Consider the following 23,337-nt stretch of genomic DNA (forward strand, 5'->3'; position numbering starts at 1 on the left):
GGTCATTCCGGCACTGCTGCATGCAAAACGCCTCCCTTGCGGAGGCGTTTTCATTGGTGGCAGGAGAGGGGGAGTGGCCTAGCGCTGGTAGAGCTCCCCCTCCAGCGCCAGCACCGTCTCCATCCCGGCGGCACGGCCCGCCTGCAGGCCGATCTGGGTATCTTCGAACACCAGGCAGTTGGCGGGGTTGGCGCCAAGCAGCTCGGCCACTTTCAGGAAGGTGTCGGGATGGGGCTTGTGGTTGTCGATGTCATCGGCACTGACCAGCACGGGAATATAGGCATCCAGACCGGTGTTTTTCAGGATGTGCAGGGCATGCTCGCGCGATGAACCCGTGCCTATGCCCATCGGGACCTTGCCGTGGCAGTGCTTGACCAGCTCCCACATGGCGGGAAACACGCTGACCTTGTCGATATGCTCCAGATAGAGCGCCACCTTGCGCCGGGTGAAAGCGTCCACATCGATATCCAGCCCATGCTGCTCGGCCAGGATGGCGACTATCTTGCGGGTGGGAATGCCGCCGAATTCATTGAGCTGGGCGCGATCGAAGGGCAGGCCGAACTCGGCGCTGGTCTCCTCCCAGGCATCCAGATGCAGGGGCATGGAGTCGACCAGGGTGCCATCCATATCGAAAATCAGGGCATCATATTGCTCAAACCGGAACTGCTCGGACATGGGGCTGCTTCCTCTTGGGGGGTGAACAGCCAGCCTACCAGAATGCAGGAGGCAATGCCGCGACCGGGGTCATGCTTGCCGCTCAGGGGCGGTTTTGGCCATCGGCTGATGATTTATGAGACAATAATAAGTTCTGCGTTGCAGATCCCGGCATTTTCAAATGAGCGAGCCCGTCATATGTCCCCAAAAACCATCTTCTCGAGCGTGGCCCTGGTGATCGCCCTGGGTTCACTGGAAAAGAGCATAGTCACCACCCCCTTGCCCATCATCGGGGCCGAGCTGAACGCCGGCGCCGCCCTTACCTGGGTGGTCACCGCCTACCTGCTGGCGGCCACCGCCGCCCTGCCCATCTACGGCAAGCTGAGCGACATGTTCGGCCGGGTGCGCATGCTCAACATCGGCATCGGCCTGTTTCTGGCCGGATCCGTGGCCTGCGGTCTGGCCCAGGATCTGCCGACCCTGCTGGCGGCCCGCGTGCTGCAAGGCTTGGGGGGCGGCGGCCTGATCGCGCTCGCCTTCACCGTCATCGCCGACAGCATACCGCCGCGGGAGGTGGGCAAGTATCAGGGCTACATCTCGGCGGTCTATGCGGTCTCCAGCATCGCCGGCCCCCTGCTCGGTGGTTACTTCACCGAACAGCTCAGCTGGCGCTGGATCTTCTGGATCAACCTGCCGCTCGGGGCGCTCGCGCTCTGGCTGGTGAACCGCAATCTGGGCCACCTCAATGTGCGCCGTCACAGTCGCTTCGACTGGAAGGGGGCGGCGCTGCTGATCACCGTCACCACCCTGAGCCTGTTGCTGCTCTCGCCGGAGACGGCCCTGCCCGCCATCTGGCTGGCGGCGGGACTGGCGCTGGCCCTGCTGCTGCTCATTCTGGTGGAGCGGCGCGCCCATGATCCTATTCTGCCGGCCCATCTGGCCCGGCTGCCCGGTTATCTGGTGAGCGTGCTGCTGGCGCTGGCCTCGCAGTTGCTGATGTTCGCCGTGCTGGTCTATCTGCCGCTGCAGATGCAGTGGCAGAAGGGGATGGGGGCCAGCGAGAGCGGGCTCTACATGGTGATCTTCATGGTCTGCATCACGGCGGGGGCCTTCGTCGGCGGCAAGCTGATCGGCCGCACCGGCTACTACCGGCGCTTCGTGGTGGTGGGCTTCGCCCTGTCGGCGCTGGCGCTGTGGCAAATCCACTTCGACCTCTGGGCCAGACTGGGACTGGGGTTTGCCGGATTGGGGCTGGGTCTGGTGCTGCCGGCGCTGTCGGTGGTGGTGCAAAACGCCCTGCCACGGGAAGATCGCGGCATCGGCATGTCGCTGTTCAACTTCGGCCGGGAGCTGGGGGGCGCAGTGGGGGTGGCCATCTGCTCCGTGCTGTTCCACTCCGCCCTGCCGGCGGGCAGCAGCCACAACCTGGCCAGCCTGAGTCCGGCCGAGCTGGCGCCCGGTTTCAGCGCCACCTATATCGGCATGGCGCTGATCGCCACCGCCGCGCTGCTCATCACCCTGCTGGCGTTGAAACGCCACGAGCTGGCCAGCATCCACGCCTGATGGCGTCACCGCGACATAGCAACAGGGCTCCCCATGGGGAGCCCTGTTTGTTGGTGGGTCTGCGTTGCTACTCCTGGGCTGGCGCCTCCTTGCCGGCCAGCTGGCTCAGCCAGGCGAAGCGGCGGTTGGCGTCCAGCTCCGCCTCCCGATAGAGCTGGCTGGCGATTTCCGGCAACTGGCGTTCCAGCCGCTTGAAGCGGGGCTCCTGCTGCAGGGTCTCGGCCAGCGATGCGCTGGGGGCCCGGGAGTCCAGTGCCAGCGGCGCCTTGCCCTCCTCGCTGCGGCGCGGGTCGTAGCGGTAGAGCGGCCAGAAGCCGGTGGCGGTCAGCTGCTTCATCTGCTCATGGCTCTGGGCCAGATCGTAGCCGTGCTCCTCGCAGGGGCTGTAGGCGATGATGAGCGACGGGCCCGGATAGGCTTCGGCCTCCTGAATCGCCTTCACCGTCTGGTTCATCTGGGCGCCGAGGGAGATCTGCGCCACGTAGACATGACCGTACATCATCACGTTGGCGCCAAGATCCTTGCGCCCCTTGCGCTTGCCCTGTTCGCCAAATTTGGTGATGGCGCCGAGCGGGGTGGCTTTGGACTGCTGGCCGCCGGTGTTGGAGTAGCACTGGGTGTCGAGCACCAGCACATTGATGTTCTCCCCCAGGCTCAGCACGTGATCGAGCCCGCCGTAGCCGATGTCGTAGGCCCAGCCGTCGCCGCCGATGAGCCAGACCGATTTCTCCACCAGGTAGTCCGCATCACGGGCCAGCTCCTGGGCTGCGGCGTCGGTGCGCCCCTGCAGCAGTGCGCGCAGCTGCTCGATATGGGCGCGCTGCTCGGAGACCGGCAGGCTGGTGTCTTGCAGCTCCTGTTGCAGCCCGGCCGGGACGGTGTCCCCCAGGCTCGCCAGCAGGCGGCGTACCCGCTCGCGATGCTGATCCACGGTGAGCCGGAAGCCCAAGCCAAATTCGGCGTTGTCCTCGAACAAGGAGTTGGCCCAGGCCGGCCCGCGCCCGTCGGCGTTGGTGGTGTAGGGGGTGCTGGGCAGGTTGCCGCCATAGATGGAGGAGCAGCCGGTGGCGTTGGCGATGAGCAGTCTATCCCCGTAGAGCTGGGTCAGCAGCTTGATGTAGGGGGTCTCGCCGCAGCCGGAGCAGGCACCCGAGTATTCAAACAGCGGCGAGATGAGCTGGGAGGTGCGGATGTCGATGCGCTCCAGCTGCTCGGCGGTGCGCTCGGGCAAGTCCAGGAAGAAGTCGTAGTTGGCCTTCTGGGCCTCGAGGTGATCCAGCCTGGATTCCATGTTGATCGCCTTGCGGCTCGGCTCGGTGCGATCCTTGGCCGGGCACACCTCGACGCAGAGGTTGCAGCCGGTGCAATCCTCCGGCGCCACCTGCAGCACGTATTGCTGACCGCGCATGTCGCGGGCCTTCACATCGAGGGCGTCCAGGGTGGTGGGGGCACCCTCCAGCGACGCTTTGTCCACTACCTTGGCGCGGATGGCGGAGTGGGGGCAGGCCGCCACGCAGTAGTTGCACTGGGTGCAGAGGTCTGCCTGCCAGATGGGCACCTCCTTGGCGATGTTACGCTTCTCCCAGCGGGTGGTGCCCACCGGCCAGGTGCCGTCCGGCGGGAAGGCGGAGACCGGCAGGCTGTCACCCAGCCCCGCCAGCATGGCGGCGGTGACGGTCTGCACGAAGTCGGGGGCCTTGGTCGATACCACGGGCGGGCGCTGGTGGCTGGCGGGATCAAGTGCCTGCAGCGGCACCTGAGTCAACGCCTCACAGGTGGCGGCCAGGGCCTGCCAGTTGCGCTCGACCAGCTCGGCACTCTTGTTGCCATAGCTCTTGGCGATGGCCTGCTTGAGCAACTCGGTGGCCTCTGCCGGCGGTATGATGGCGGTCAGCTGGAAGAAGGCCATCTGCATCACGGTATTGATGCGGCTGCCGAGCTGGCACTCGCGGGCAATCTTGGCGGCATTGATGGTGTAGAGGCGCGCACGCTTCTGGAGCAGGGCCTGTTGCACCTCCTGGGGCAGTCGCTGCCAGATCTGCTCGGCGTCGTAAGGACTGTTGAGCAGGAAGATGCCATCTGGCCTCAGCCGCTCCGCCATCTGGTACATGTCGATGAACTGCCACTGGTGGCAGCCGATGAAGTCCGCCTCGTCCACCAGGTAGGCCGATTGCAGCGGCCGCTCGCCGACCCGCAGGTGGGAGACGGTGAGCCCACCCGCCTTCTTGGAGTCGTAGACGAAGTAGCCCTGGGGGTAGAGGTCGGTGTGGTTGCCGAGGATCTTGATGCTGTTCTTGGCCGCCGACACGGTGCCGTCGCTGCCAAGGCCGTAGAACAGTGCCTCCAGCTTGTGCTGGTTGCCAAGGCCTGGGCTCGAATAATCGAGGGCCGGCAGCGGCAGGGAGAGGCCGGTGACGTCGTCGAAGATGCCGACGGTGAAGCGCGGCCGTGGGTTATCCAGCGCCAGCTCATCGAAGATGGCCTGCACGCAGGCCGGGTTGAACTCCTTGGAGGAGAGGCCGTAGCGCCCGCCGATGACCCGCGGCAGGCTGGTGCGATCCCCACGGCTGACCGCCTCGGCCAGCGCACTCATCACGTCCAGATAGAGCGGCTCGGCCAGGGCGCCCGGTTCCTTGGTGCGATCCAGCACCGCTATCTTGCGGGCGCTCTGCGGAATGACTGCCAGCAGGTGTGCGGCTGAGAAGGGGCGGTAGAGCCGTACCTTCACCAGCCCCACCTTCTTGCCCTGCTCAATCAGCCGCGTCATCACCTCCTCGCAGGTGCCGATGGCGGACCCCATCAGCACCAGCACCCGCTCGGCCTCTGGGTGACCCACGTATTCGAACGGCCGGTAGTGGCGGCCGGTGCGTTCACCGAAGGCGTCCATCGCTTCGCTCACATGGCGATACCCATCGTCATACCAGGGGTTGGTGGCCTCCCGGCACTGGAAATAGGTGTCCGGGTTGGCGGCGGTGCCGCGAATGACCGGTTTGTCGGGGGTCAGCGCCCGCTCCCGATGGGCACGGATAGCCTCGGCCGGCAGCAGGGCGCGCAGGGTGTCGTCATCGAGCGGCACTATCTTGGTGATTTCGTGGGAGGTGCGAAAGCCGTCGAAGAAGTGGATGAAGGGCAGCCGGCTGTTGAGGCTGGCCACCTGAGCGATCAGGGCAAAATCCTGGGCTTCTTGCACATTGCTGGCGCAGAGCAGGGCGCAACCGGTCTGGCGCACCGCCATCACGTCCGAGTGATCGCCGAAAATCGACAGGGCATGGGTCGCCACGGTGCGCGCCGCCACGTGCAGCACGAAGGGAATGAGCTGACCCGCCAACTTGTAGAGGTTGGGGATCATCAGCAGCAGGCCCTGGGACGAGGTAAACGAGGTCGCCAGCGCCCCGGTCTGCAGCGCGCCGTGGACGGCGGCGATGGCGCCCCCTTCCGACTGCATCTCGACCACGCGTGGCACGTCGCCCCACAGGTTCAGGCCCCGCTCGCTCGACCAGGCCGACGCCTGTTCCGCCATGCTGGAGCTGGGGGTGATGGGATAGATGGCGATGACTTCGCTGGTGCGGTAGGCCACCGAGGCGACCGCGTTGTTTCCGTCTGTGGTGATCATGAATTGCCCACTTGCTATGCCAGTTTGAATGACGGCTGCGATCAGCCGGCCATGGATAGGTCGTCGCCATAGTAAGAGTGGAAATTAACGCGGAACAAACGGGATAAATAATCAGGCCGAAGGCAGCGGCGGCGCGGGATGGCGGCCTACCACCGGTGATGGGGGCAAGTCGGCAGAGGGGCGGGCGGGATGGTTGTTGAGGGTAATTCGATTAACTGGATCGGCCGCAAAATGGGTCGATCCGGCCCCGTCAATAAATAATCAAGCAGCAAATAAATTTGCGCCGTCGGGCGATGCGAGAGTGTTTCATGGCCGGGATGACAGGGTCATGGTGCGGGAGGGTAACGCTTACCGGCATCAAAAAAGGGCTCCTAAAGGAGCCCTTTTGAATCGCCTTGGCGGCTCTCTGCCACCACTATTTCCCTTGGATCTGGCGTTGGGGAATGGACCGGCCTGATGCGATGCCGGCCCGTGTGAGGGGTTTGCCCTACTCGTGGTGTTGGGTGATGCAATCCAGCCCGCCGCTGCCGCGCAGCAGGGCTTCCGCCTGGTTGAATTCCTCCCGTTTGTTGCTGGCAGCCTGACCCACGAAATAGGGGGTGAGCCCGGCCACCTCGCGTTGCAGCCAGGCGGCGAATGCCTGATTGAGGGGGGCGATGCTGGCGGCATTGGTGATGTAGAAGGGCTGCTGGCGGGTGCCCATGATGCCGTTCATCCAGTTCACCGGCCGCTTGCCCACGCTGAACACGCCCGGGGTGGCGATGGGGGTCAGGCCGGCATCGCTCAACTGCTGGCGGATGAGGGCGTGGATCTTGTGCCAGCGTGCGCTCTGCTGGCGCAGGTCGGTCACGCTCTGGCGAAGTTCCTGCCGCTCGCTGTCGCTCAGGGTGGCATCGCTAGCCAGCACCTGCTCGATCAGCGCTGCGCTGGCTGCATGATCGTTGAGCAAGATGCGACCGTCGGCCAGCGGACGCATGGCCATGTCGAGGTGGAAACCGGGCTGGGCCAGGATCACCAGATCCCGCTCGGCCACCTTGAGCTCCTGCGCCATCAGGCGCTGGCTGATGGCCATCATGGCGAGGAAGCGGCGGGTCTGGTGATCTTGCTCGGCGCCAGCCAGCCCTGTTCGCTGGTAGCCACCGGCCTGCAACATGCGGCCCAGCCGGGCCAGGGTGGCGGCATCTGCCGCCAGCGTCGGCAGCGCCTTGGCTATCTGCTCATCATTGAACTCGGAGTGAAGGTCGGCGGTCACCACCAGGCTGGTGTACTCCTGCTTGAGGCGGGTCAGCAGATCGAAGGAGGCCGGCAGCGGTTGGCCATGGATGGCGCGATAGCGCTCGGCAATCCGCTCCCCTTGCTGCGGGCTCAGAAACATCCGCTGCTCCGCCGCCTCCCGGGTTGGCCCATCCACTTCGTACTTGGCGAGCTCGGCCTTGGCACGCGCGGTTCTGGCAAAGGCGTGGCGCTGCGGCTCACCCAGCCCTTGCGGCAGCAGGTTGGCGGCTTCCAGCAGAATGAGGTCCACCTCGGTGTCATGACCCTTCTGGAAGGTATAGGGGCTGCCCAGCCACTCCTCTTCGCTGAGTTGCAGCCGAAACTCGCCGTCGCGCTCCATCTTCTCCTGCAAGGCGGCGATGCGCTCACTGTCCAGCCGGCTGTGGTGCAGGGTGGTCTGCAGCAGGGCGTCGCGGCCGATCAGGGCATAGGGCGTACCGTCGGCCCGCTGGCCGGTCAGCATGTTGCCGCCATCGATGATGGAGAAGGTGGGGATGAGCTCGCGCCCCTGCGCCTCGGCGAAGGTGTTGGCCTGGGAGAGCATGTAATCATCCAGCCCCTGGGAATCCTGGCTGCCGAGGCTGTGGTGCCCCTCCTGCTCGGCCTCCGGGCTCTGCTCGGTCAGGGCGGTGACGAAGGTGTGGTAGCGCCCCTTGTTGGCCAGCGGCGCCCGGGGACGGAAGATGAGGGCGCCATCGCGCGACAGCCACATGTTGTCCTCGGTCCAGGTGTACATGTCAGCGTGGGTGCTGACCGAAAAGCCCTGCTCTCTGCCGATCTGCTCCAGCTCCGCCACCAGTTCCGGTTCGGTCTGGAGGGGCAGGTGGAGCTGGTGGATCCGGTTGCCCAGATCGTCCTGGGCCAGCTGGAAGCTGCGATCGAGGGCGGGGGAGTGCTGGCCGTCGGTGAGGGTCGGATCGTCCGGGAAGATCAGAGGGGCCGCCATGGCCGAGTGGAACCAGAAGAGGGTGGAGAGGGCGAGTGCCACGCCGGTTTTGCGCATGATGATTTCCTGTTGTTATGGCGGGAGAGTGCCCGCGAGCCTGAACCTCGGCGTGCAGCGTTGTGCCGCACGCTTCGGATGGAAACCATAAGGAGCCGGCGAAGAACCACAAGGGCGCAAATCTGAATTGACTTTTAACCCTGACTAAACAGCGTTTAATATCGCCGCTTGATGATAAAAACGTCGTTTTTGATGGCGATTATTTCCAATAAAAACAAGGTGTTGAACTATTTCAATTGTCGATAGCAAGCCGTGACTGGATTTTGCCTGGCAAGGCGGTGCGGGCCTGAAAATGCGAAGTTTTTAAGTGAGTAAATCGCGGGGGCGTATCGACCGCCGAGGGGAGGTAAATCATCGGGGGGCAAGGGCCACCCCCCGTGGCGGAGGATAGCGCTGCCCGTTACTCCCTTGCTGGCAGCAGCCAGGCGGCCGCCTGATAGGGGGCAAAGGTGGCGGTGGGCAGCCCCGGGTAGTTGCTCATCAGCAGGGTGGCACCTGCCTCCACCTGGTCAAGGTGTGGCATGACTAGGGGGTGCTCGGTGAGGTTGGCGAGCAGCAGCAGGGTGTGCCGCTCTGCGCTTGCCGGATCCTGCCAGCGGCGGCGATAGCCGATGCGATCGGGGTCGTCCCCACCATCCAGCAGCTCGAAGTCGCCGTGGCGAATGACGGGATGGGCCTTGCGCAGGGCGATGAGTTGGCGATAGCAGTGGAACGGCGAGTCGGGGCGGGCCAGCTGCTCGGTGGCATTTATCTCGAGGTGATTGGCGTTGAGGGCAATCCAGGGCGTGGCCGTGCTGAATCCGGCGTAGGGGCCGGCGTCCCACTGCATCGGGGTGCGGGCGTTGTCGCGGCCGATGGCATCGAGCCGCCGACTCAGCTCGGCAGGATCCAGCTCCGCCTGGCTGGCGCGGTAGTTGATCGCCTCCACGTCGCGCAGCTCGTCCGGCTGCCAGTGGCGGTTGGTCATGGCGAGCTCCTCCCCCTGATAGATGAAGGGAGTGCCCTGCATCAGCTGCAGCACCATGGCCCACAGCTTGGCGCTGGTTTCCCGCCACTTGGGGCTGTCATCGCCAAAGCGGGAGACGGCGCGGGGCAGGTCGTGGTTGCCGAGAAACAGGCTGTTCCAGCCTCGCCCGTGCAGCCCCTGCTGGTGGCGGGCCATGGCACGTTTGAAGGTGAGGGGGTCGAAGCGGGATGACCACTTGTCACTGCCGAGCCCCAGATGTTCGAAGTTGAACACCATGCTGAACTCGCTGCCATCGGGGTTTGAATAATTCTGCATATGGGCGAGATCGGCCCCCCAGGTTTCCCCCACGGTGATGATCCCCTGGCCGCCGAAGCTCTCGGCATTGAGCTCGCGGATATAATCGTGCAGGCGTGGGCCGTTGCTCATGGTGAGGGGCGACCAGGTCTTGCTGACCATGTCGATCACATCGAAGCGAAATCCCTTGATCCCCTTGCCCAGCCAGAAGTTGATCACCTCTGCCATTTCGGCGCGCACCGCCGGGTTGTCCCAGTCCAGATCGGCCTGACTCGCATCGAAGTTGTGCAGGTAGTAGCGATCAAGCGCCGGCACGTACTGCCAGCCGCTGCCACCGAAGATGGAGGTGACCGGATGGGCGTCGACGAAGGCTTGATCGCGGAATACGTAGTAGCCCTGATAACGGGGGTCGCCGGCCAGTGCCTGCACAAACCACTCATGCTCGGTGGAGGTGTGGTTGGCGACGATATCCATCATGATGCCGATGCCGTGAGCGGCCGCCTCGGCTACCAGCTGCTCCATCTCGGCCAGGGTGCCGAAGGCGGGGTCGATGGCGCGGTAGTCCGCCACGTCGTAACCGTTGTCCCGCTTGGGGGAGCGATAGAGGGGGGTGAGCCACAGCATATCGACCCCCAGGGTGGCCAGATAACCGAGGCGCTGACGAATGCCGTTGATGTCTCCCATACCGTCGCCATCGCTGTCCTGAAAGCTCATGGGGTAGATCTGGTAGATGACGCACTGGTCGAGGTGGAGCGGGTCTCTGTTCATCAGCTGGGCCGGTTGGGGGAAGCGATGGTTTATCTTACGCAGATGCGCGGGCCCTCGACAGGGCGGGGAAAGGCTTGAAAAGGGTTCCATAGTTGACTGATTGCCAAAAGTGAGGGGAGGGTCACAACTGGGCCATCCCGAGCCATGGTGGTGGTCGGGATGGCACGACACTCAGCGATGACGCAGTGCAAGGAAGCGGGCTACTGGGCCGCCTTGGCCTGTTCGCTGCGCTGCTCCTGCTGGCGCTCTGCCTTGTCTTGCTGGCGTTCCGCTTGGGCTTCCAGCTCCTTGCCGAGGAAGTAGTTCAGGAAGGTGCGGATCACCGCGATGATGGCGAGGCGGATCAGCTCCTCCTTGCTCGGCGCCACCGTGGTGGCCAGGATGTCGGCGGCGAGCTGGAACTCCAGCGCCAGAATGAGCCAGCTGCCGAAACAGAGCCGGATATGGGGAAAGCCGGGCTCGTGATCCCGTACCCGCGCCGCCAGCCAGAGGGTCTTGCCCAGCCCTATCACCACGCAGGCGATGGAGATGATCTCCAGCAGCAGCTGGAACAGCTCGACCCCGTGCATCATGCCCTCTCGCAGGCTCGCTATCTCAAACACTCGGGTCACCTCCCTGATTCAAAAGAGGACACTATTAACACATCGCTCGGCAAAGACCAAATCCGGCTCAATCAAGCAGTTTGAATTCAATGATATAGAGCGGTGGCAGGGCGGGGTAGATGTCGCGGATCACCTGTTTGAGCTCGGGGAGGGTCATGTTCTCCTGGCGGGCGTGCTCGTCATTGAGCTCATCGAAGGCGACCGCCTTGACCGAGAGTACCTCTATGGTGCCAAAGGGCTGGTGCTCCGGGTTGGTAAACAGCGCCAGACGCTGGCCGGGCTGCCAGTTGGCCTCGCTCTCGTCGCGGATGGTGATGGTCTTGCGGCCGGCCTGGATGTCGGCGACGAAGCGGCTGAAGAAGGTGAACTCGGGATAGGTAGACATGGCACTCTCCTGACAGGGTGAATCGAAATGGGGTGAATGGAAATCAAAGGTCGAGAAAGGCGCGCAGCCTGGCCAGATCGGCGATGACCGGGCCGTCGCTGCCGTCGGCGACTATGCCCTGTTCGATCAGCTCCTTGAGGGCGCGGCGGTAAACCCGCTCGGTAGTGCCAAAGCGCGCCGCCTCGTGGGCCCGCTTGCGCGAGCCGAGCATGGGGGTGCGCTGGCGCTCGCGCCACAGCTCGAAGGCGATGTTGTAGGCGATGGGGTGCAGCAACCGGCTGGTGATGATGTCCAGGGTATCGAGATAGTCGCTGGCGAGCGCCGCGGCGAAGAAGAGGGTCAGCTCGGGCTCGGCCAGCAGCCGTTTGGCCAGCTTGTCGGCGCAGATGACGGCGGCGTCCAGCTCGGTCTCGGCCACCACGCTCCACTGCACCGGGGTGGCGCTGAAGAACTCCATCTCGCCGAAGATCTGGCTATGGCACTCAATCTCGCCGAGCTGAAACAACCGCCCTGAGTGGACCGCGCTGTTGAGGGAAATCCGGCCCTGGGCCACCAGATAGAGCTGCTCGCACTGCTCCCCTTGGCGCATGATGGGTTCACCGGGCAGATAGCGGCGCGAAAACAGGGTGCAGTCTGCCAGCACCGCGGCAAAGCGCGGTTCGAGTGCGGCAAGCTCGGCGTGAAAGCGACCGAGCGGATAGGGTTGTTGCTGCATGGTGAAGGCCCGGCTTGACGAGGGCCATGAGGCTAGCAAGAGCGCAGGCGGGATGCCAGCTTTGGCGCCCCTGAATGTGCCGGGCTTAACGTTTTGCCGGGGCCGTTGCGGCCCCGGCAGACCCGGTCTATTGCGTCAGGGCGTGGAGGGCGGCGGCGATGGCCAGCTGCTCGCCGGTCATCATGGCGGCTTCGCTGGCCGCGTAGTCGCTCACCCCCGCTTGCACGTCCTGCTCGAAGGCCACCACGTTGCAGAGCACGGCGGCTACCCGCACCTTGCGAAGACGCCCCACGGCGAGCAGGGAGGCGGTCTCCATGTCCGCCCCGAGCACGCCACGGGCGTGCCAGTAGCGACAGACGTCCTGCTCGTCATCCCGGTAGAAGCTGTCGTGGGAGCGCACCAGCCCGTGCCAGTGAGGCTGGCCGCTGGCGCCGAGATGAGCGAGCAGGGCGGCCTGCAGGCGGATGTCGGCGCAGGCGGGGTACTCGGGGGGCAGGTAGGCCTGCGAGGCGCCTTCGCTGCGCACCGCTCCCTCCACCACGATGAGATCCCCCAGCGCTATCTCATGCTGCAGGGCTCCGGCGGAGCCGACCCGGATGAGCGAGCTGGCACCCGCCTGCACCAGCTCTTCCAGCGCGATGACGGCGGAGGCGCCGCCGATGCCGGTGCTGCACACAGTGACGGGCAGTCCCTGGTAGCGGCCGTTGATCAGGCGAAACTCCCGGTGCTGGCCCAGCATGTCACACTCATCGAGCTGGCCGGCGATGCGGTCGACCCGGGCCGGGTCGCCGCACAGCACCACCCGTTCGGCTATCTGGTCCGGGCGGCATTGCAGATGGGGCAGCAGGCTCATGCGATCGCTTCCTGTTGCGGACGTTTGGCGCTGACCATCCACAGGCGCGTGCCGTTGGCGGCGATGAACAGCAGGATCAGGTACTCAAGGGACATGGCATAGACCCCCTGGGCGGCATAGACGCCGATGCTGATGATGTTGATGACTACCCAGAGGATCCAGTTTTCCACGTACTTGCGGGTCATCAGAATCTGGGCCACCACGGAGAGCACCGTCATGCTGGCATCCCAGAAGGGGAAGGCATCGGGGGAGGGCTCAGGGGTGGCGAGATTGGCGCCAAACAGGTTGAGCAGGGCGACCGAGGTGCGGGCCAGGGTGGCGAACACCGGGTCGATGTAGAGGGTCAGCAGGGCGATGGCCAGCACGCTCACTGCGGCGGTGGCGATGAGCTTGGACTTGCTGAGCCAGCGGATCTGCAGGGTATCCCCCTGGGCGTTGGCCGGCCGGGTCCAGGCGTACCAGCCATAGAGGTTGGCGCAGAAGAAGAACAGCTGCAGCAGCAACAAGCCGTAGAGCTGGATCTGGAAGAAGATGATGGCGAACAGGCTGACGTTGATGAGCCCGAACAGGTAGTTGATGGTCTTCTCCTGACTGGCGCACCAGATGCAGGCCAGCCCGAACAGGGTGCCGACGGCTTCAATCCACGACATGGCGTAACCACCGCCCAGCGGTATGGTCACCAGGGTGTGATTGATGCTGAACCACTCGAATATGCTCATTTTCGTTTCCTTTGAAAATTGGGGGCGTTAACCGGGCCTATTCTAGGGGCGATGGGGGGAGGCTGGCAGGACTTTTGTCCGACCCGGGCCGAGCCACCTCAAAGAATGGACAAACAGCAGGGGCAACTTTAGGCCCCCGATGGCGCCCTGATATGCGATGATGCCCTGCCCCTTTATTGATATGTAACAAATCGGGGAGAAATGAGCTGTGGTCTGATGGAATCCGCTCCGGCCGGGGTGGAGCTGAACAAAAGGAGCAAGTGTGAATTCCGAGTTGGTCTGGGTCCTCTGCATGCTGGTGGGCGCCATTTATCTGTTTGTGAGCAACAAGGTCCGCATGGACGTGGTTGCCTTGCTGATCATCATCTTGTTCGTGCTGAGCGGCACCCTGACCCTGCCGGAGGCGCTGGCGGGGTTCAGCGATCCCAACGTCATCCTGATTGCCGCCCTGTTCGTGGTGGGGGAGGGGCTGGTGCGCACCGGCATCGCCTATCAGGTGGGGGATGCGCTGGTGAAGGTGGCCGGCAGCAGCGAGACTCGCCTGCTGGTGCTGCTGATGGTGGCGGTCGCCCTGCTCGGGGCCGTGATGAGCAGTACCGGGGTGGTGGCCATCTTCATCCCGGTGGTGCTGAGCGTGGCGAACCGGATGGGGATCCCGGCCGGCCGGCTGATGATGCCGCTCGGCTTTGCCGGCCTCATCAGCGGCATGATGACGCTGGTGGCGACGCCGCCCAACATGGTGGTCAACAGCGAGCTGATGCGCCACAACATCCACGGCTTTGGCTTCTTTGGCTTCACCCCCATGGGGGTCATTATTCTGGGGATGGGGATCCTCTACATGCTGCTGATGCGTACCTCCCTGGTGCGTGACGGGGAGGAGGGCAAGAGCAAGCAGATCGGGCGCAGCACCATGCGCGATCTCATTCGCGACTACCGGCTGGCCGGCCGGGCGCGCCGGCTGGCGATCCGGCCCGATTCACCGCTGATCGGCCAGACCCTGGACGAGCTGCAACTGCGGGCCCGCTACGGGGCCAACGTCATCGGGGTGGAGCGCTGGCGCAAGTTCCGGCGGGTGATGGTCACCGTCTCCGGGGTGACCGAGTTCCAGGCCAAGGATGTGCTGCTCATCGACATGTCCGACCCCGAGGTGGACGTGCGCGAGTTCTGCAGCGAGGCGCGACTCGAACCCATGATCCTGCGCGGCGAATACTTCTCCGACCAGGCGCGGGAGGTGGGCATGGCTGAGGTGTCGCTCATCCCGGAATCCCGCCTGCTCGGCAAGAGCATCCGTGAGGTGGCGTTTCGCTCCCACTACGGCCTCAACGTGGTGGGCATTCGCCGCGCCGGTGAGGCGCTTGGTGGCAAGCTGGTGGACGAGGCGCTGCAACTGGGGGATACCCTGCTGGTGGTGGGCAACTGGAGCCTGATCCGCCTGCTGCAGACCCACAGCCGCGACTTCCTGCTGCTGGGGCTGCCGGCCGAGGTGGACGAGATGGCGCCAGCCCGCAGCCAGGCCATTCACGCACTAATTTGCCTCGGGGTGATGATCGCCCTGATGGTGACCGATCCGGTGCCCAACGTGATCGCGGCATTGATTGCTTGCCTGCTGATGGGCAAATTCCGCTGCATCGACATGGAGAGCGCCTACAAGTCCATCCACTGGCCGACCCTGATCCTCATCGTCGGCATGCTGCCCTTCGCGCTGGCGCTGCAAAAGACCGGCGGGGTGGATCTCATCGTCGGCGCGCTGATCTCGGCGGTAGGGGAGATGGGGCCGCGGGTGATGCTGGCCAGCCTGTTCGCCCTGTGCGCCATCATTGGGCTGTTCATCTCCAACACTGCGACGGCGGTGCTGATGGCGCCGATTGCGCTGGGTACGGCACAGCAGATGGGGATCTCCCCCTATCCGTTCGCCATGACCATCGCCATCGCCGCCTCGGCGGCCTTCATGACGCCCGTCTCCTCGCCGGTCAACACCCTGGTGCTGGGCCCCGGCAACTACCGGTTCGTGGACTTCGTGCGCATCGGCGTGCCATTCACCCTGCTGGTGATGGTGGTGAGCGTCATCACCATTCCCTGGTTCTTCCCGTTCTGACGACAGCAAACGACATAGCGGCCTGTGGGCCGCCTTTTTATTGCCCGCTGTGCTCTGTGACATGCAAAGGGTGGTGTGAAGCGAAAGTCGGGCATCAGCGCCGTCGTAGAGGAGAGCACAAGGCGCAGCCGTTGATACATGGCAGGGGTGCAGGTGAGCGATGAGATGGAGAGGGGGAGGAAAACGGTAAACGCCGAATACAAAAAAACCAGCCTGAGCTGGTCTGTTTGGTACTGCTTTTGATGGTGCGGAAGGAGAGACTCGAACTCTCACGCCTAGGGCGCCAGAACCTAAATCTGGTGCGTCTACCAATTTCGCCACTTCCGCAGGAGTAATGGTGGCTATGACGGGATTCGAACCTGTGACCCCCGCATTATGAGTGCGATGCTCTAACCAACTGAGCTACATAGCCTTCTTGTGCACGACTCGCGTCGAATACAAGCAAAAATGGCTGGGGCACTAGGATTCGAACCTAGGTATGGCGAGATCAAAACCCGCTGCCTTACCGCTTGGCGATGCCCCAACAGTGTTCTCTGCAATCAGATGATTGAAGGAACGTTTTCAAAAATGGTGGCTATGACGGGATTCGAACCTGTGACCCCCGCATTATGAGTGCGATGCTCTAACCAACTGAGCTACATAGCCGTTTGTTGTCAACCACGGTGTGGAAGAGAACAGAATAATGGCTGGGGTACTAGGATTCGAACCTAGGGATGGCGAGATCAAAACCCGCTGCCTTACCGCTTGGCGATACCCCAACAGCAATGCCTGACAGAGACTATCAAACATCTTTTAAAGATGGCTGGGGCACTAGGATTCGAACCTAGGTATGGCGAGATCAAAACCCGCTGCCTTACCGCTTGGCGATGCCCCAACAGCGATGCCTGACAGAGTCTATCAAACATCTTTTAACCGTGGCCGGGATACCAGGATTTGAACCTGGGCACATTGATGAGTGCAACACCCATCACTGCTTCCCTTGACCTGTCACCGACATCTGAATGCCGACAACTGAAATAATGGCTGGGGTACTAGGATTCGAACCTAGGGATGGCGAGATCAAAACCCGCTGCCTTACCGCTTGGCGATACCCCAACTAGAGATGGTGGCTATGACGGGATTCGAACCTGTGACCCCCGCATTATGAGTGCGATGCTCTAACCAACTGAGCTACATAGCCAACCTTGCTTCCAGTGCCTCGTTGCCTCGTCACTGTGCGGGCCGAATTATGCGTATCTGGCTCTGGGGCGTCAACCCTTTTTTTGTTTGAAAAACCGAATTTGGGTGCGTTTGGCGAGTTATTGGTCGCTGTCGTGCAAAAGCCCAACAATCTGGTTTTTTTTACGACATTTGCCAGCAGATACGAGCCTTGGCCAGTTAAAAAAGAGGCCAGCAAATGCTGGCCTCTCATGGGATTAGACGTTAAACCAGAAATCTGGCCGGAAAGCTCGTGTAGGAGCGGAATTGCCTCTGCTATCACTCATCTTGTAGTCACTTCCATATACACTTTAGCCGCTGCTACCCGGAGCGAGGTCCGCGCATCGCTTGCCTGTCCCGCATCGCTGCCGTCGGATTTTTTGCTGCAAAAATTCCCTTCTGGGAATCCGTGACCGCTGCCGGGTCGTCGCCTGAAACTTCCTGCATCGACTTTCAATGTGCAGGAGGTGGGGACGATGAAAATTCTACGCCGCAAGGCCGTCTGCGAAAAGCTTGGCGGCATCAATGACGTAACGCTCTGGCGGATCACACGCGATGATCCGACATTCCCAGTATGCATCCAGATCAACAAGCGGGTTGTCGGATGGCTGGAACACGAAATTGATACCTGGCTCGGACAGAAGGCCGCAGCCGCCCGTACCGCCAGCAACAACGCTGTCCATCCCTGATCGCCGCGATCTCGCAGGTCAAAGGTCAGGATTCGACGATGCGCAGCATGGGCAGTTTGCTGGACACTGGCTTGGCAGAAGCCACGCCCAAGCGCGATCCGCTGCCGTGGATCAAGCAGAAAGCTGCCGAAGTGACGAAACAGGCGGAGCAGCACGACGCCGCCCATGCATTGACTCCACGGGTACGCCACTTGATCGACGAAGCTGTGGAGCTGGAGATCGAGCAGGCCCGCAACGCAGGCGCTACAGGCTACATCGCACACTTTCTGGCGCAGGCCACACTTCCTCATACAGACCCCAAGACCAACCATTTCAAACGCGGCACGGGCAAGCTGAGCCTTTCCATCGTAGCCAACCCCGACTATGGCGTACCGTATGGCGGGCTGCCGCGCCTGCTGCTGGCGTGGATGTGTACTGAAGCCGTTCGCACCGGTAGTCCCGATCTATCGCTTGGGCGTTCCCAGGCGGCATTCTTGCAAAGTCTTGATCTGCACAATGATGGCCGGTACATCGCGCGAGTGCGTGACCAGAGCTTGCGGCTGGTGCATTCGATGATTACCGTCGGTGGTGCAGATGGCGATGCGCTGCACGTCAGAAACATCCTCATCGCGGAGGAGGCGTTCGTCTTCTGGAGCTCTCGCGATACGGTGCGACGAGGGGCATGGGAAAGCTCGATCACCTTGAGCACAGACTTTTTTAAACGTCTGATCAGCGCCCCCGTGCCACTCAAGATGGAGGCACTACGTGCGCTCATAAAGTCGCCTCTGGCGATGGACATCTACACATGGCTGGTCTACCGCATGTTCACTTTGAACGTTGGGGCAAGCAAAGGAGGCAAACGGCTTGTTCACGTGCCATGGACTGGCCTGATGATGCAGTTCGGCTCTGGCTATGCGAATACTCCCAAGGGGCTGGCCAACTTCAAGACCAATTTCCGCCTCCGGCTAAACGAAGCGCTGCTGTTCTATCCCGAGGCTCGGAACCACATCGAGGAAACGAAAGATTGCCTGATCCTCACCCCTGCACGCCTGCATATCGCAGCGACCAAGAGGAGGGGATAAGCCTGTGGGCTTTTCGGGCTGTCCACGTGACATCACTAGCAAGACGGAAACCCTTGCCAGAGCTGGCTTTGGTGCCACTTCTGTAAATTGTCCACGTGACATCGCTAGTCATCGGTACGTGACATCACTAGCCGTTTTACGTGACATCGCTAGTCAAGATCAACGTGTGAGGTCGCCTGTAAGCCCCGCTGGGATGGCGATTCAGCCAGGAGGAGAGGTCGCCTCTAGTAGTTCTGCTTTTAGGTTTTTCCTAGTATTTATAAATACCTAGTAGCTACCGCCCTGCGGCTGTGGAAAATCCTTCGCTCCCTCCGGTCGCTGCGCGGCTACTCGTTACTCAAAAAACAGGACTACTTGGCGTCGGTTTTCTCAACATGCTATCGACAGGCCTGCCGGGGCAACTCGCCCCCTGTCAGATGACATCGTAACGTTACGATAACGTAGCGCTACGATGTTACGGTGCTGCCTCCTGTCCAGCTGTAGGCGCCTCCAGCAGTACCGAAGGCTCCACTTCCAGCGCTTCGGCCAGCTTGAAGATGTTGAGCAGCGCGATGTTGCGCTGGCCGCGCTCAACCCCACCCAAATAGCTACGGGCCAAGCCGCTCTCCAACGCCAGGCGCTCTTGTGACCACCCTTTGGTCTTCCGTATTTCAATCAGCTTCAGGCCAAAGCGCACTCGCGGATCAAGGGCCATATCTCTCTCTTTTCAAAAAGAAAGAATCTATGAGTGCCCGCCATATAAGGCCACGCTCTATATGAGCACGCTCTATAAGTGACAACTAGGCCCTTAATCACTAAAATGACCTCTATGAGTAACAATGGGGAGGCGGTGACGTATGGCAAGCGTCTGGAAGACTGCAGGGATGGGGGCGGCTGCGGGGCTTGCTGTTCCGGTGGCTGGGCTTTCAGGACTGGCTGCCGCTGGTTTTGCGCTGATTCTTGTACTGGCGATGTTCGGCATAGGGCCTGCGCGCCTGTCACAGACGTCGCTGTGGGGGCTGCTGACCAGTGAGCTGATGCTCTATCTGCTGATTTCGCTGGCGATCTTCACGCTGTCCTTCCGCTTTCTGGCACGTTTGCAGGCTCGCTGTCAGGCCCTTGTCGCCAAAATCAACGCCCAGCAGGGCCTGTCATTCGATGCTGGACAACTCTTGGGCTACCCCGCGCCGGCCTTTCTGGTGTTTGACCGGCAGCATCGCAAACTGGCTGTCTGTTCAATCGTGGATGAAACCTGGCGAATCCACGACTTCTCCTGGCTGCTTGGTTGGCGGATGACCTGGCGCGAGGTCGAGAGCATGGAGATGAACGGCGGCAGCCGTCAGGTCAACGCCAGCGGCATGAGCGTGCCGACCTTCGAGCGCACGGTACGCGCCAAAAACTTCGCCATCGAGCTGCAAACCGCCGATCCGCAACGACCAGTGCTCAGTTTTCCCATGAGCCGTCGGGCGGCGGAAACCTGGTGCGCCCGGCTCAATACCCTCTTCAACGGATAACCTCGCGAGGAACTGCGATGAAACACTACCGGAGCTTGCTGCTTCTGCCTTTTGTATTGACGGGCTGCGCCACAACCGACATGCAGGGGGCGTTGGATTCCCTGAACGGACTAGGACACTCCATTGGAACCAGTCTGTCGCAAGCGGCTACGCCCGCAAGCGCGGCAAGTCGCAACAGCTTGCTGGGCACTCCACTGCATAACGCCTTGCGCCACAATCTGTCTACCGACGGTCGCGCCCCGGAGTGGCCCAAGGTGGTGATCAGCAATCTGCAAATTCCGGCTGATCAGATGACGCTGACCCGCAGCCTCACGCTCAAAGCCAGCGATTGCATTCACTTTGACGCAGTGCTCTGGCACGACGCCAAGCGCTCCGAGCGCTTCAGCAATCTGTCGCTTTGCGCACCGGAGTTGCCGAAACAGTCGAACAATTTCGTGCTGACCTGGAAGAGCTTTTCCATCTCCGGAAAAACCAGTGGTCAGGTTCGCAGCGACGGCCCAATCCCACCGTACAGTAAGTTGCCCGGCGACCCAGCGATGGAACGCTGGCTGATGAATCAGTTCGGCCTTTACTATGTCGGTTCACTGTTGACGCTGGTCGGCTATGACCCCAACTTCACGGTCGATGACCGCCGCTTCTGGATCAGGAACATCAAGGGATGAAAGCGTTGCTGCTGGCGGCCATGCCAGTGATGCTGATGGATGGCACTGCCCCAGACCTCAACCACTGGTTGCGGATCGAGCCAGCCATCGTCGCCGCCGTGGAATGCCGTCAAGCCTTGCCGTTGCACGTACTGGACGGCATTGCGCCCAATGCTCCCGGCAGTTGGTCGCTGACACCGGCACGCAGCTTCACAGTGTTCGGGTTGCCGGTGACGCGTATCGAGCTGTTCATCGACCCGGATGGTGAATTGGGTGCGAGCTATACCGCAGTGATCGAAAAGCGCAGCCTGGAACAGGTGCGCAAGCAACTGAAGCTTGCCAGCCAGCGCGGGCGCATCGGCCAGCTCTCGGCAGATCAGCCCAGCGCAGAGGTTCAAGTGACTTGCACGGTCGCCGCAACGGGGCAAGGGTGAGCATTCAGCGCATCCTCTCCGGCGGCCAGACCGGCGTAGACCGGGCGGCGCTGGATTTCGCCATTGCCCGGCAGATTCCGCACGGCGGCTGGTGCCCGGCAGGCCGACGGGCCGCTGATGGCGTACTGGATGCTCGCTACCAGTTGATGGAGACCGAATCCAGCGGTTATCGCCAGCGCACCAAACGCAATGTGCTGGACGCTGATGCCACACTGATCATTTACCGGGACAGGATCGAAGGTGGCAGCCTGCTCACTCGCGATCTGGCGACGGGACACGGCAAGCCGCTACTGCTGTGCGATTTGCATGACCCTGCAGAAGAGCTGTTGGCGGCATGGCAAGACTGGTTGCTTAGCCATCCCGTCGCTATTCTCAACATTGCTGGCCCGAGTGAAGCACGCAACCCCGGTATCTACCTGCAGGCGAGCGCACTACTGGAGCTTTTTTGGAGCAAGGAACATGAGCCGATCTGATGCCCGCTGCGCGACACCCTATATCTACTCGGGTGAGTTGCAGATCCGTCCCGAAGTGGATGCCGCGCTGGCTGCGCTGAAAGACAAACCCTACACCGCCATCCCTAGCTGGAAAAATGACGGAACCTGGGAGCTGTGGACGGTGGAAGGCGACGGCGAAACCAAGCCCTGCATCATCAGCGGCCCATCGACCACTTACCCCAGCGAGGCCGATGCACTGGCCGCCGGTGCGGCCTGGCTATCCGGACAACGCTGAGCAACCTCAATTCCATCCCTCGCTGACAAAGCCAACGCCACGGCGGCTGATCTCCACCAGCGGCCTGATGTCTTGCACCTGGACGACTCCTCGGTCATCACGAGCTGCCGAGCCCAAGGCCCGCTGCAGAACCAGACGCACACTGCGCGGCGGCAAGGCTTGCAGACGGGACAGGACATCATCACCCAGTCGATCGGCAAAAGCTGTGCCCCAGCTGGACTCGTCGCGGAGCCGGTTGTAGATCGACTGCGCAATGCTTCTGACCTGCTCCGGCTTGGGCGGTTGAATGTGCAGCACTGTCAGCCGTGAGCGCAGCGGCCCTGGAATCGCTTCCAGCTCATTCGCGGTCGCCATCCAATTGACATGACTGGCGTCGATGGAGAAATCACGGATCGACAGGTCGATGAAATTCCGCGCACTGCGCGGTTCCAGCAAGGTATAGAGCGCCGCCAGCGGATCGTATTGCGGTCGCCCGTTGCTGGCCTTATCCAGCTCATCGAGCACCACCACCGGGTTAGCCAGCGGCTGGTAGGCCAGCAGCTCGAAAAGCTGGCCTGGCTCGGAATTGCTCCAGAACGATTCGGAACCTGCGAGCGGCGAACTCGATTGCGTGCTCGCCATATCGAAGACCCGAAACGGCAGCACGAGCTGATCGGCCAGCCAGCGTGCCGCCTCGGTTTTACCAATGCCCGCCGGGCCGACCAGCAACACGGCAGGCCAGGACACCCGGCCATCGCCGAGACTGGACAAGGCGAAGTGATCACGCATCAGCTCGGCCAGTTCATGGAAGTTTGGAAAAGCCAGCGCGAACTCATCCAGAAGGGTTTTCCAGTCCGAGGGCAGCAGGCCCAGCTGGCGGCTACCATGTCCCGCTCGCTTTATCCGCTCCGCCATCGCCTGCGCGCGCTTGAACTTGTCGTCGCCTTTCGGTCGGTGGCGATCCACGAACGCCTCCAGCCCAGCTTCATCGAGAAAGACGATGCTCGGCAAGGGCATTGATTTAGCGGTTTCTGTCGGCTGCTCCTGAACCTGCTCCGGTTTGGCCTCACTTGGGACGGGCTCATCTTCAACCGCTATGGCGGCGCGTACATCTTCGGTCGTCACCTTGCCCAGATCGTGCACCACCTGCTGTACCCCCTGTTCGACGATGAGCTGGCGGCTGCGGCGCACTTCTTCGGCAAACAACCCTTGGATGCCGTCATGTTGCGGGCAGCGCTGGGGACGGATGCCGTCCCCGATAACCTGTGCGCCGCAGACGGGGCATTGTTGCAGCGAAAGGTGCTTGGTCTGGGCAATCAGATCGAACACTGCCGCTGCACGTTCGCTGTGGCGTCGCGGCGGCTGGTAATGAATGACCAGGCGATCCCGGTTGCAACTCACCGACAGTGAGCCCTTGAGTGCGAGCACTGTGGGCGGCAGCAGGCATTCCACCTGGGCAAACAGATGTGCTACCAAAGCCAGATGCCCCGGCGCGGGTTCGACGATCTGCCGGGCAAGCCAGGGATGCTGCTCCTTGAGCGCAGTAATGGCAGCTTCGTATTCCCGCAGGCGCAACGGACGGATTTGCTTCGGCTTGCGCATGATGGC

The 23,337-nt window shown here is 62.3% G+C and carries 20 protein-coding genes and 8 tRNA genes; 9 read left to right on the plus strand and 19 right to left on the minus strand.

Going from position 1 to position 23,337, the window contains the following annotated elements; genetic code table 11:
- Positions 1–78: 78 nt before the first annotated feature.
- Positions 79–675, minus strand: a complete 597-nt coding sequence (locus C2U40_RS04540; protein ID WP_103826971.1) for an HAD family hydrolase — start codon at positions 673–675, stop codon at positions 79–81.
- Between the two features lie 177 nt (positions 676–852).
- Here C2U40_RS04540 and C2U40_RS04545 point away from each other — a divergent pair, with 177 nt between their 5' ends.
- A complete protein-coding gene (locus C2U40_RS04545) occupies positions 853–2,217 on the plus strand; it encodes an MDR family MFS transporter (RefSeq protein ID WP_176228424.1) in 1,365 nt (454 codons plus the stop codon).
- Positions 2,218–2,284: 67 nt separating this feature from the next.
- On the opposite strand, the gene nifJ is transcribed toward C2U40_RS04545, so the two are convergent.
- The 8 genes from nifJ to pnuC form a co-directional block, all read right to left on the minus strand.
- Entirely contained in the window at positions 2,285–5,830 is a 3,546-nt protein-coding gene (gene nifJ / locus C2U40_RS04550; protein ID WP_103826972.1) for a pyruvate:ferredoxin (flavodoxin) oxidoreductase, read from the minus strand.
- A gap of 487 nt (positions 5,831–6,317) precedes the next feature.
- A complete protein-coding gene (locus tag C2U40_RS04555; RefSeq protein ID WP_103826973.1) occupies positions 6,318–8,108 on the minus strand; it encodes a hypothetical protein in 1,791 nt (596 codons plus the stop codon).
- 400 nt (positions 8,109–8,508) lie between these two features.
- Complete coding sequence (locus C2U40_RS04560) at positions 8,509–10,137, minus strand: alpha-glucosidase (RefSeq protein WP_181014704.1); 1,629 nt, start codon at positions 10,135–10,137, stop codon at positions 8,509–8,511.
- 200 nt (positions 10,138–10,337) lie between these two features.
- A complete protein-coding gene (locus C2U40_RS04565) occupies positions 10,338–10,739 on the minus strand; it encodes a DUF1622 domain-containing protein (protein ID WP_016351614.1) in 402 nt (133 codons plus the stop codon).
- 67 nt (positions 10,740–10,806) lie between these two features.
- Positions 10,807–11,124 carry a N(4)-acetylcytidine aminohydrolase gene (gene yqfB / locus C2U40_RS04570; protein WP_103826975.1) on the minus strand — a complete coding sequence of 106 codons (318 nt, stop codon included), beginning with the start codon at positions 11,122–11,124 and terminating at the stop codon, positions 10,807–10,809.
- Positions 11,125–11,167: 43 nt separating this feature from the next.
- Positions 11,168–11,839, minus strand: a complete 672-nt coding sequence (locus C2U40_RS04575) for a Crp/Fnr family transcriptional regulator (RefSeq protein WP_181014705.1) — start codon at positions 11,837–11,839, stop codon at positions 11,168–11,170.
- Between the two features lie 127 nt (positions 11,840–11,966).
- On the minus strand, positions 11,967–12,692 hold the full coding sequence (locus tag C2U40_RS04580; protein ID WP_103826977.1) for a nucleoside phosphorylase: 726 nt from the start codon (positions 12,690–12,692) through the stop codon (positions 11,967–11,969).
- Positions 12,689–13,411 carry a nicotinamide riboside transporter PnuC gene (gene pnuC / locus C2U40_RS04585; protein WP_024945930.1) on the minus strand — a complete coding sequence of 241 codons (723 nt, stop codon included), beginning with the start codon at positions 13,409–13,411 and terminating at the stop codon, positions 12,689–12,691. The genes C2U40_RS04580 and pnuC overlap by 4 nt, the downstream gene beginning before the upstream one ends.
- A gap of 262 nt (positions 13,412–13,673) precedes the next feature.
- Here pnuC and C2U40_RS04590 point away from each other — a divergent pair, with 262 nt between their 5' ends.
- Positions 13,674–15,506 carry an SLC13 family permease gene (locus C2U40_RS04590; RefSeq protein ID WP_103826978.1) on the plus strand — a complete coding sequence of 611 codons (1,833 nt, stop codon included), beginning with the start codon at positions 13,674–13,676 and terminating at the stop codon, positions 15,504–15,506.
- Between the two features lie 243 nt (positions 15,507–15,749).
- On the opposite strand, the gene C2U40_RS04595 is transcribed toward C2U40_RS04590, so the two are convergent.
- From C2U40_RS04595 to C2U40_RS04630, 8 genes are all read right to left on the minus strand, one after another.
- Positions 15,750–15,833, minus strand: a tRNA-Leu gene (locus C2U40_RS04595).
- An 8-nt stretch (positions 15,834–15,841) separates the two neighbouring features.
- Positions 15,842–15,918, minus strand: a tRNA-Met gene (locus C2U40_RS04600).
- A gap of 36 nt (positions 15,919–15,954) precedes the next feature.
- Positions 15,955–16,029, minus strand: a tRNA-Gln gene (locus tag C2U40_RS04605).
- 45 nt (positions 16,030–16,074) lie between these two features.
- Positions 16,075–16,151, minus strand: a tRNA-Met gene (locus C2U40_RS04610).
- Between the two features lie 38 nt (positions 16,152–16,189).
- Positions 16,190–16,264: transfer RNA gene (locus C2U40_RS04615), tRNA-Gln, on the minus strand.
- A 41-nt stretch (positions 16,265–16,305) separates the two neighbouring features.
- Positions 16,306–16,380 (minus strand) — tRNA-Gln (locus C2U40_RS04620).
- Positions 16,381–16,526: 146 nt separating this feature from the next.
- A tRNA-Gln gene (locus C2U40_RS04625) sits at positions 16,527–16,601 on the minus strand.
- 8 nt (positions 16,602–16,609) lie between these two features.
- Positions 16,610–16,686: transfer RNA gene (locus tag C2U40_RS04630), tRNA-Met, on the minus strand.
- Between the two features lie 493 nt (positions 16,687–17,179).
- Here C2U40_RS04630 and C2U40_RS04635 point away from each other — a divergent pair.
- On the plus strand, positions 17,180–17,392 hold the full coding sequence (locus C2U40_RS04635; RefSeq protein ID WP_017245590.1) for a helix-turn-helix transcriptional regulator: 213 nt from the start codon (positions 17,180–17,182) through the stop codon (positions 17,390–17,392).
- A 38-nt stretch (positions 17,393–17,430) separates the two neighbouring features.
- A complete protein-coding gene (locus tag C2U40_RS04640; protein WP_054286749.1) occupies positions 17,431–18,453 on the plus strand; it encodes a replication protein RepA in 1,023 nt (340 codons plus the stop codon).
- Positions 18,454–18,907: 454 nt separating this feature from the next.
- Here C2U40_RS04640 and C2U40_RS04645 read toward each other — a convergent pair whose 3' ends face one another.
- Complete coding sequence (locus C2U40_RS04645; protein WP_103826979.1) at positions 18,908–19,147, minus strand: helix-turn-helix domain-containing protein; 240 nt, start codon at positions 19,145–19,147, stop codon at positions 18,908–18,910.
- A gap of 142 nt (positions 19,148–19,289) precedes the next feature.
- On the opposite strand from C2U40_RS04645, the gene C2U40_RS04650 reads away from it, so the two are divergent.
- From C2U40_RS04650 to C2U40_RS04670, 5 genes are read left to right on the plus strand one after another with little or no spacing between them, the layout of a single operon-like run.
- The gene (locus tag C2U40_RS04650; protein WP_054286751.1) at positions 19,290–19,946 is read left to right on the plus strand and encodes a hypothetical protein; all 657 of its coding nucleotides are present in this window, start codon (positions 19,290–19,292) and stop codon (positions 19,944–19,946) included.
- A gap of 17 nt (positions 19,947–19,963) precedes the next feature.
- Complete coding sequence (locus C2U40_RS04655) at positions 19,964–20,608, plus strand: hypothetical protein (RefSeq protein WP_046720606.1); 645 nt, start codon at positions 19,964–19,966, stop codon at positions 20,606–20,608.
- The gene (locus C2U40_RS04660; protein ID WP_043218884.1) at positions 20,605–21,021 is read left to right on the plus strand and encodes a hypothetical protein; all 417 of its coding nucleotides are present in this window, start codon (positions 20,605–20,607) and stop codon (positions 21,019–21,021) included. Before C2U40_RS04655 ends, C2U40_RS04660 begins: the two co-directional genes overlap by 4 nt.
- Positions 21,018–21,494, plus strand: coding sequence for a putative molybdenum carrier protein (locus tag C2U40_RS04665; protein ID WP_023446985.1), 477 nt, complete (start codon positions 21,018–21,020; stop codon positions 21,492–21,494). The genes C2U40_RS04660 and C2U40_RS04665 overlap by 4 nt, the downstream gene beginning before the upstream one ends.
- Positions 21,481–21,750, plus strand: coding sequence for a hypothetical protein (locus C2U40_RS04670; protein WP_017936950.1), 270 nt, complete (start codon positions 21,481–21,483; stop codon positions 21,748–21,750). Before C2U40_RS04665 ends, C2U40_RS04670 begins: the two co-directional genes overlap by 14 nt.
- A gap of 6 nt (positions 21,751–21,756) precedes the next feature.
- Here the strand turns inward: C2U40_RS04670 and C2U40_RS04675 are convergent, their stop codons facing one another.
- Positions 21,757–23,331: an AAA family ATPase gene (locus C2U40_RS04675; RefSeq protein WP_103826980.1), complete on the minus strand. Its 1,575-nt coding sequence runs from the start codon at positions 23,329–23,331 to the stop codon at positions 21,757–21,759.
- Between the last annotated feature and the right edge of the window lie 6 nt (positions 23,332–23,337).

Source organism: Aeromonas sp. ASNIH4, from assembly GCF_002934425.1.
GTDB classification, from domain to species: Bacteria; Pseudomonadota; Gammaproteobacteria; order Enterobacterales; family Aeromonadaceae; genus Aeromonas; species Aeromonas hydrophila.

What these genes read in the sequence shown, in the direction of transcription:
- C2U40_RS04540 (WP_103826971.1), bottom strand. Translation starts at nt 675, where the DNA reads ATGTCCGAGCAGTTCCGGTTTGAGCAATATGATGCCCTGATTTTCGAT.
- C2U40_RS04545 (WP_176228424.1), top strand. Translation starts at nt 853, where the DNA reads ATGTCCCCAAAAACCATCTTCTCGAGCGTGGCCCTGGTGATCGCCCTG.
- nifJ (WP_103826972.1), bottom strand. Translation starts at nt 5,830, where the DNA reads ATGATCACCACAGACGGAAACAACGCGGTCGCCTCGGTGGCCTACCGC.
- C2U40_RS04555 (WP_103826973.1), bottom strand. Translation starts at nt 8,108, where the DNA reads ATGCGCAAAACCGGCGTGGCACTCGCCCTCTCCACCCTCTTCTGGTTC.
- C2U40_RS04560 (WP_181014704.1), bottom strand. Translation starts at nt 10,137, where the DNA reads ATGAACAGAGACCCGCTCCACCTCGACCAGTGCGTCATCTACCAGATC.
- yqfB (WP_103826975.1), bottom strand. Translation starts at nt 11,124, where the DNA reads ATGTCTACCTATCCCGAGTTCACCTTCTTCAGCCGCTTCGTCGCCGAC.
- C2U40_RS04575 (WP_181014705.1), bottom strand. Translation starts at nt 11,839, where the DNA reads ATGCAGCAACAACCCTATCCGCTCGGTCGCTTTCACGCCGAGCTTGCC.
- C2U40_RS04580 (WP_103826977.1), bottom strand. Translation starts at nt 12,692, where the DNA reads ATGAGCCTGCTGCCCCATCTGCAATGCCGCCCGGACCAGATAGCCGAA.
- pnuC (WP_024945930.1), bottom strand. Translation starts at nt 13,411, where the DNA reads ATGAGCATATTCGAGTGGTTCAGCATCAATCACACCCTGGTGACCATA.
- C2U40_RS04635 (WP_017245590.1), top strand. Translation starts at nt 17,180, where the DNA reads ATGAAAATTCTACGCCGCAAGGCCGTCTGCGAAAAGCTTGGCGGCATC.
- C2U40_RS04640 (WP_054286749.1), top strand. Translation starts at nt 17,431, where the DNA reads ATGCGCAGCATGGGCAGTTTGCTGGACACTGGCTTGGCAGAAGCCACG.
- C2U40_RS04645 (WP_103826979.1), bottom strand. Translation starts at nt 19,147, where the DNA reads ATGGCCCTTGATCCGCGAGTGCGCTTTGGCCTGAAGCTGATTGAAATA.
- C2U40_RS04650 (WP_054286751.1), top strand. Translation starts at nt 19,290, where the DNA reads ATGGCAAGCGTCTGGAAGACTGCAGGGATGGGGGCGGCTGCGGGGCTT.
- C2U40_RS04655 (WP_046720606.1), top strand. Translation starts at nt 19,964, where the DNA reads ATGAAACACTACCGGAGCTTGCTGCTTCTGCCTTTTGTATTGACGGGC.
- C2U40_RS04660 (WP_043218884.1), top strand. Translation starts at nt 20,605, where the DNA reads ATGAAAGCGTTGCTGCTGGCGGCCATGCCAGTGATGCTGATGGATGGC.
- C2U40_RS04670 (WP_017936950.1), top strand. Translation starts at nt 21,481, where the DNA reads ATGAGCCGATCTGATGCCCGCTGCGCGACACCCTATATCTACTCGGGT.
- C2U40_RS04675 (WP_103826980.1), bottom strand. Translation starts at nt 23,331, where the DNA reads ATGCGCAAGCCGAAGCAAATCCGTCCGTTGCGCCTGCGGGAATACGAA.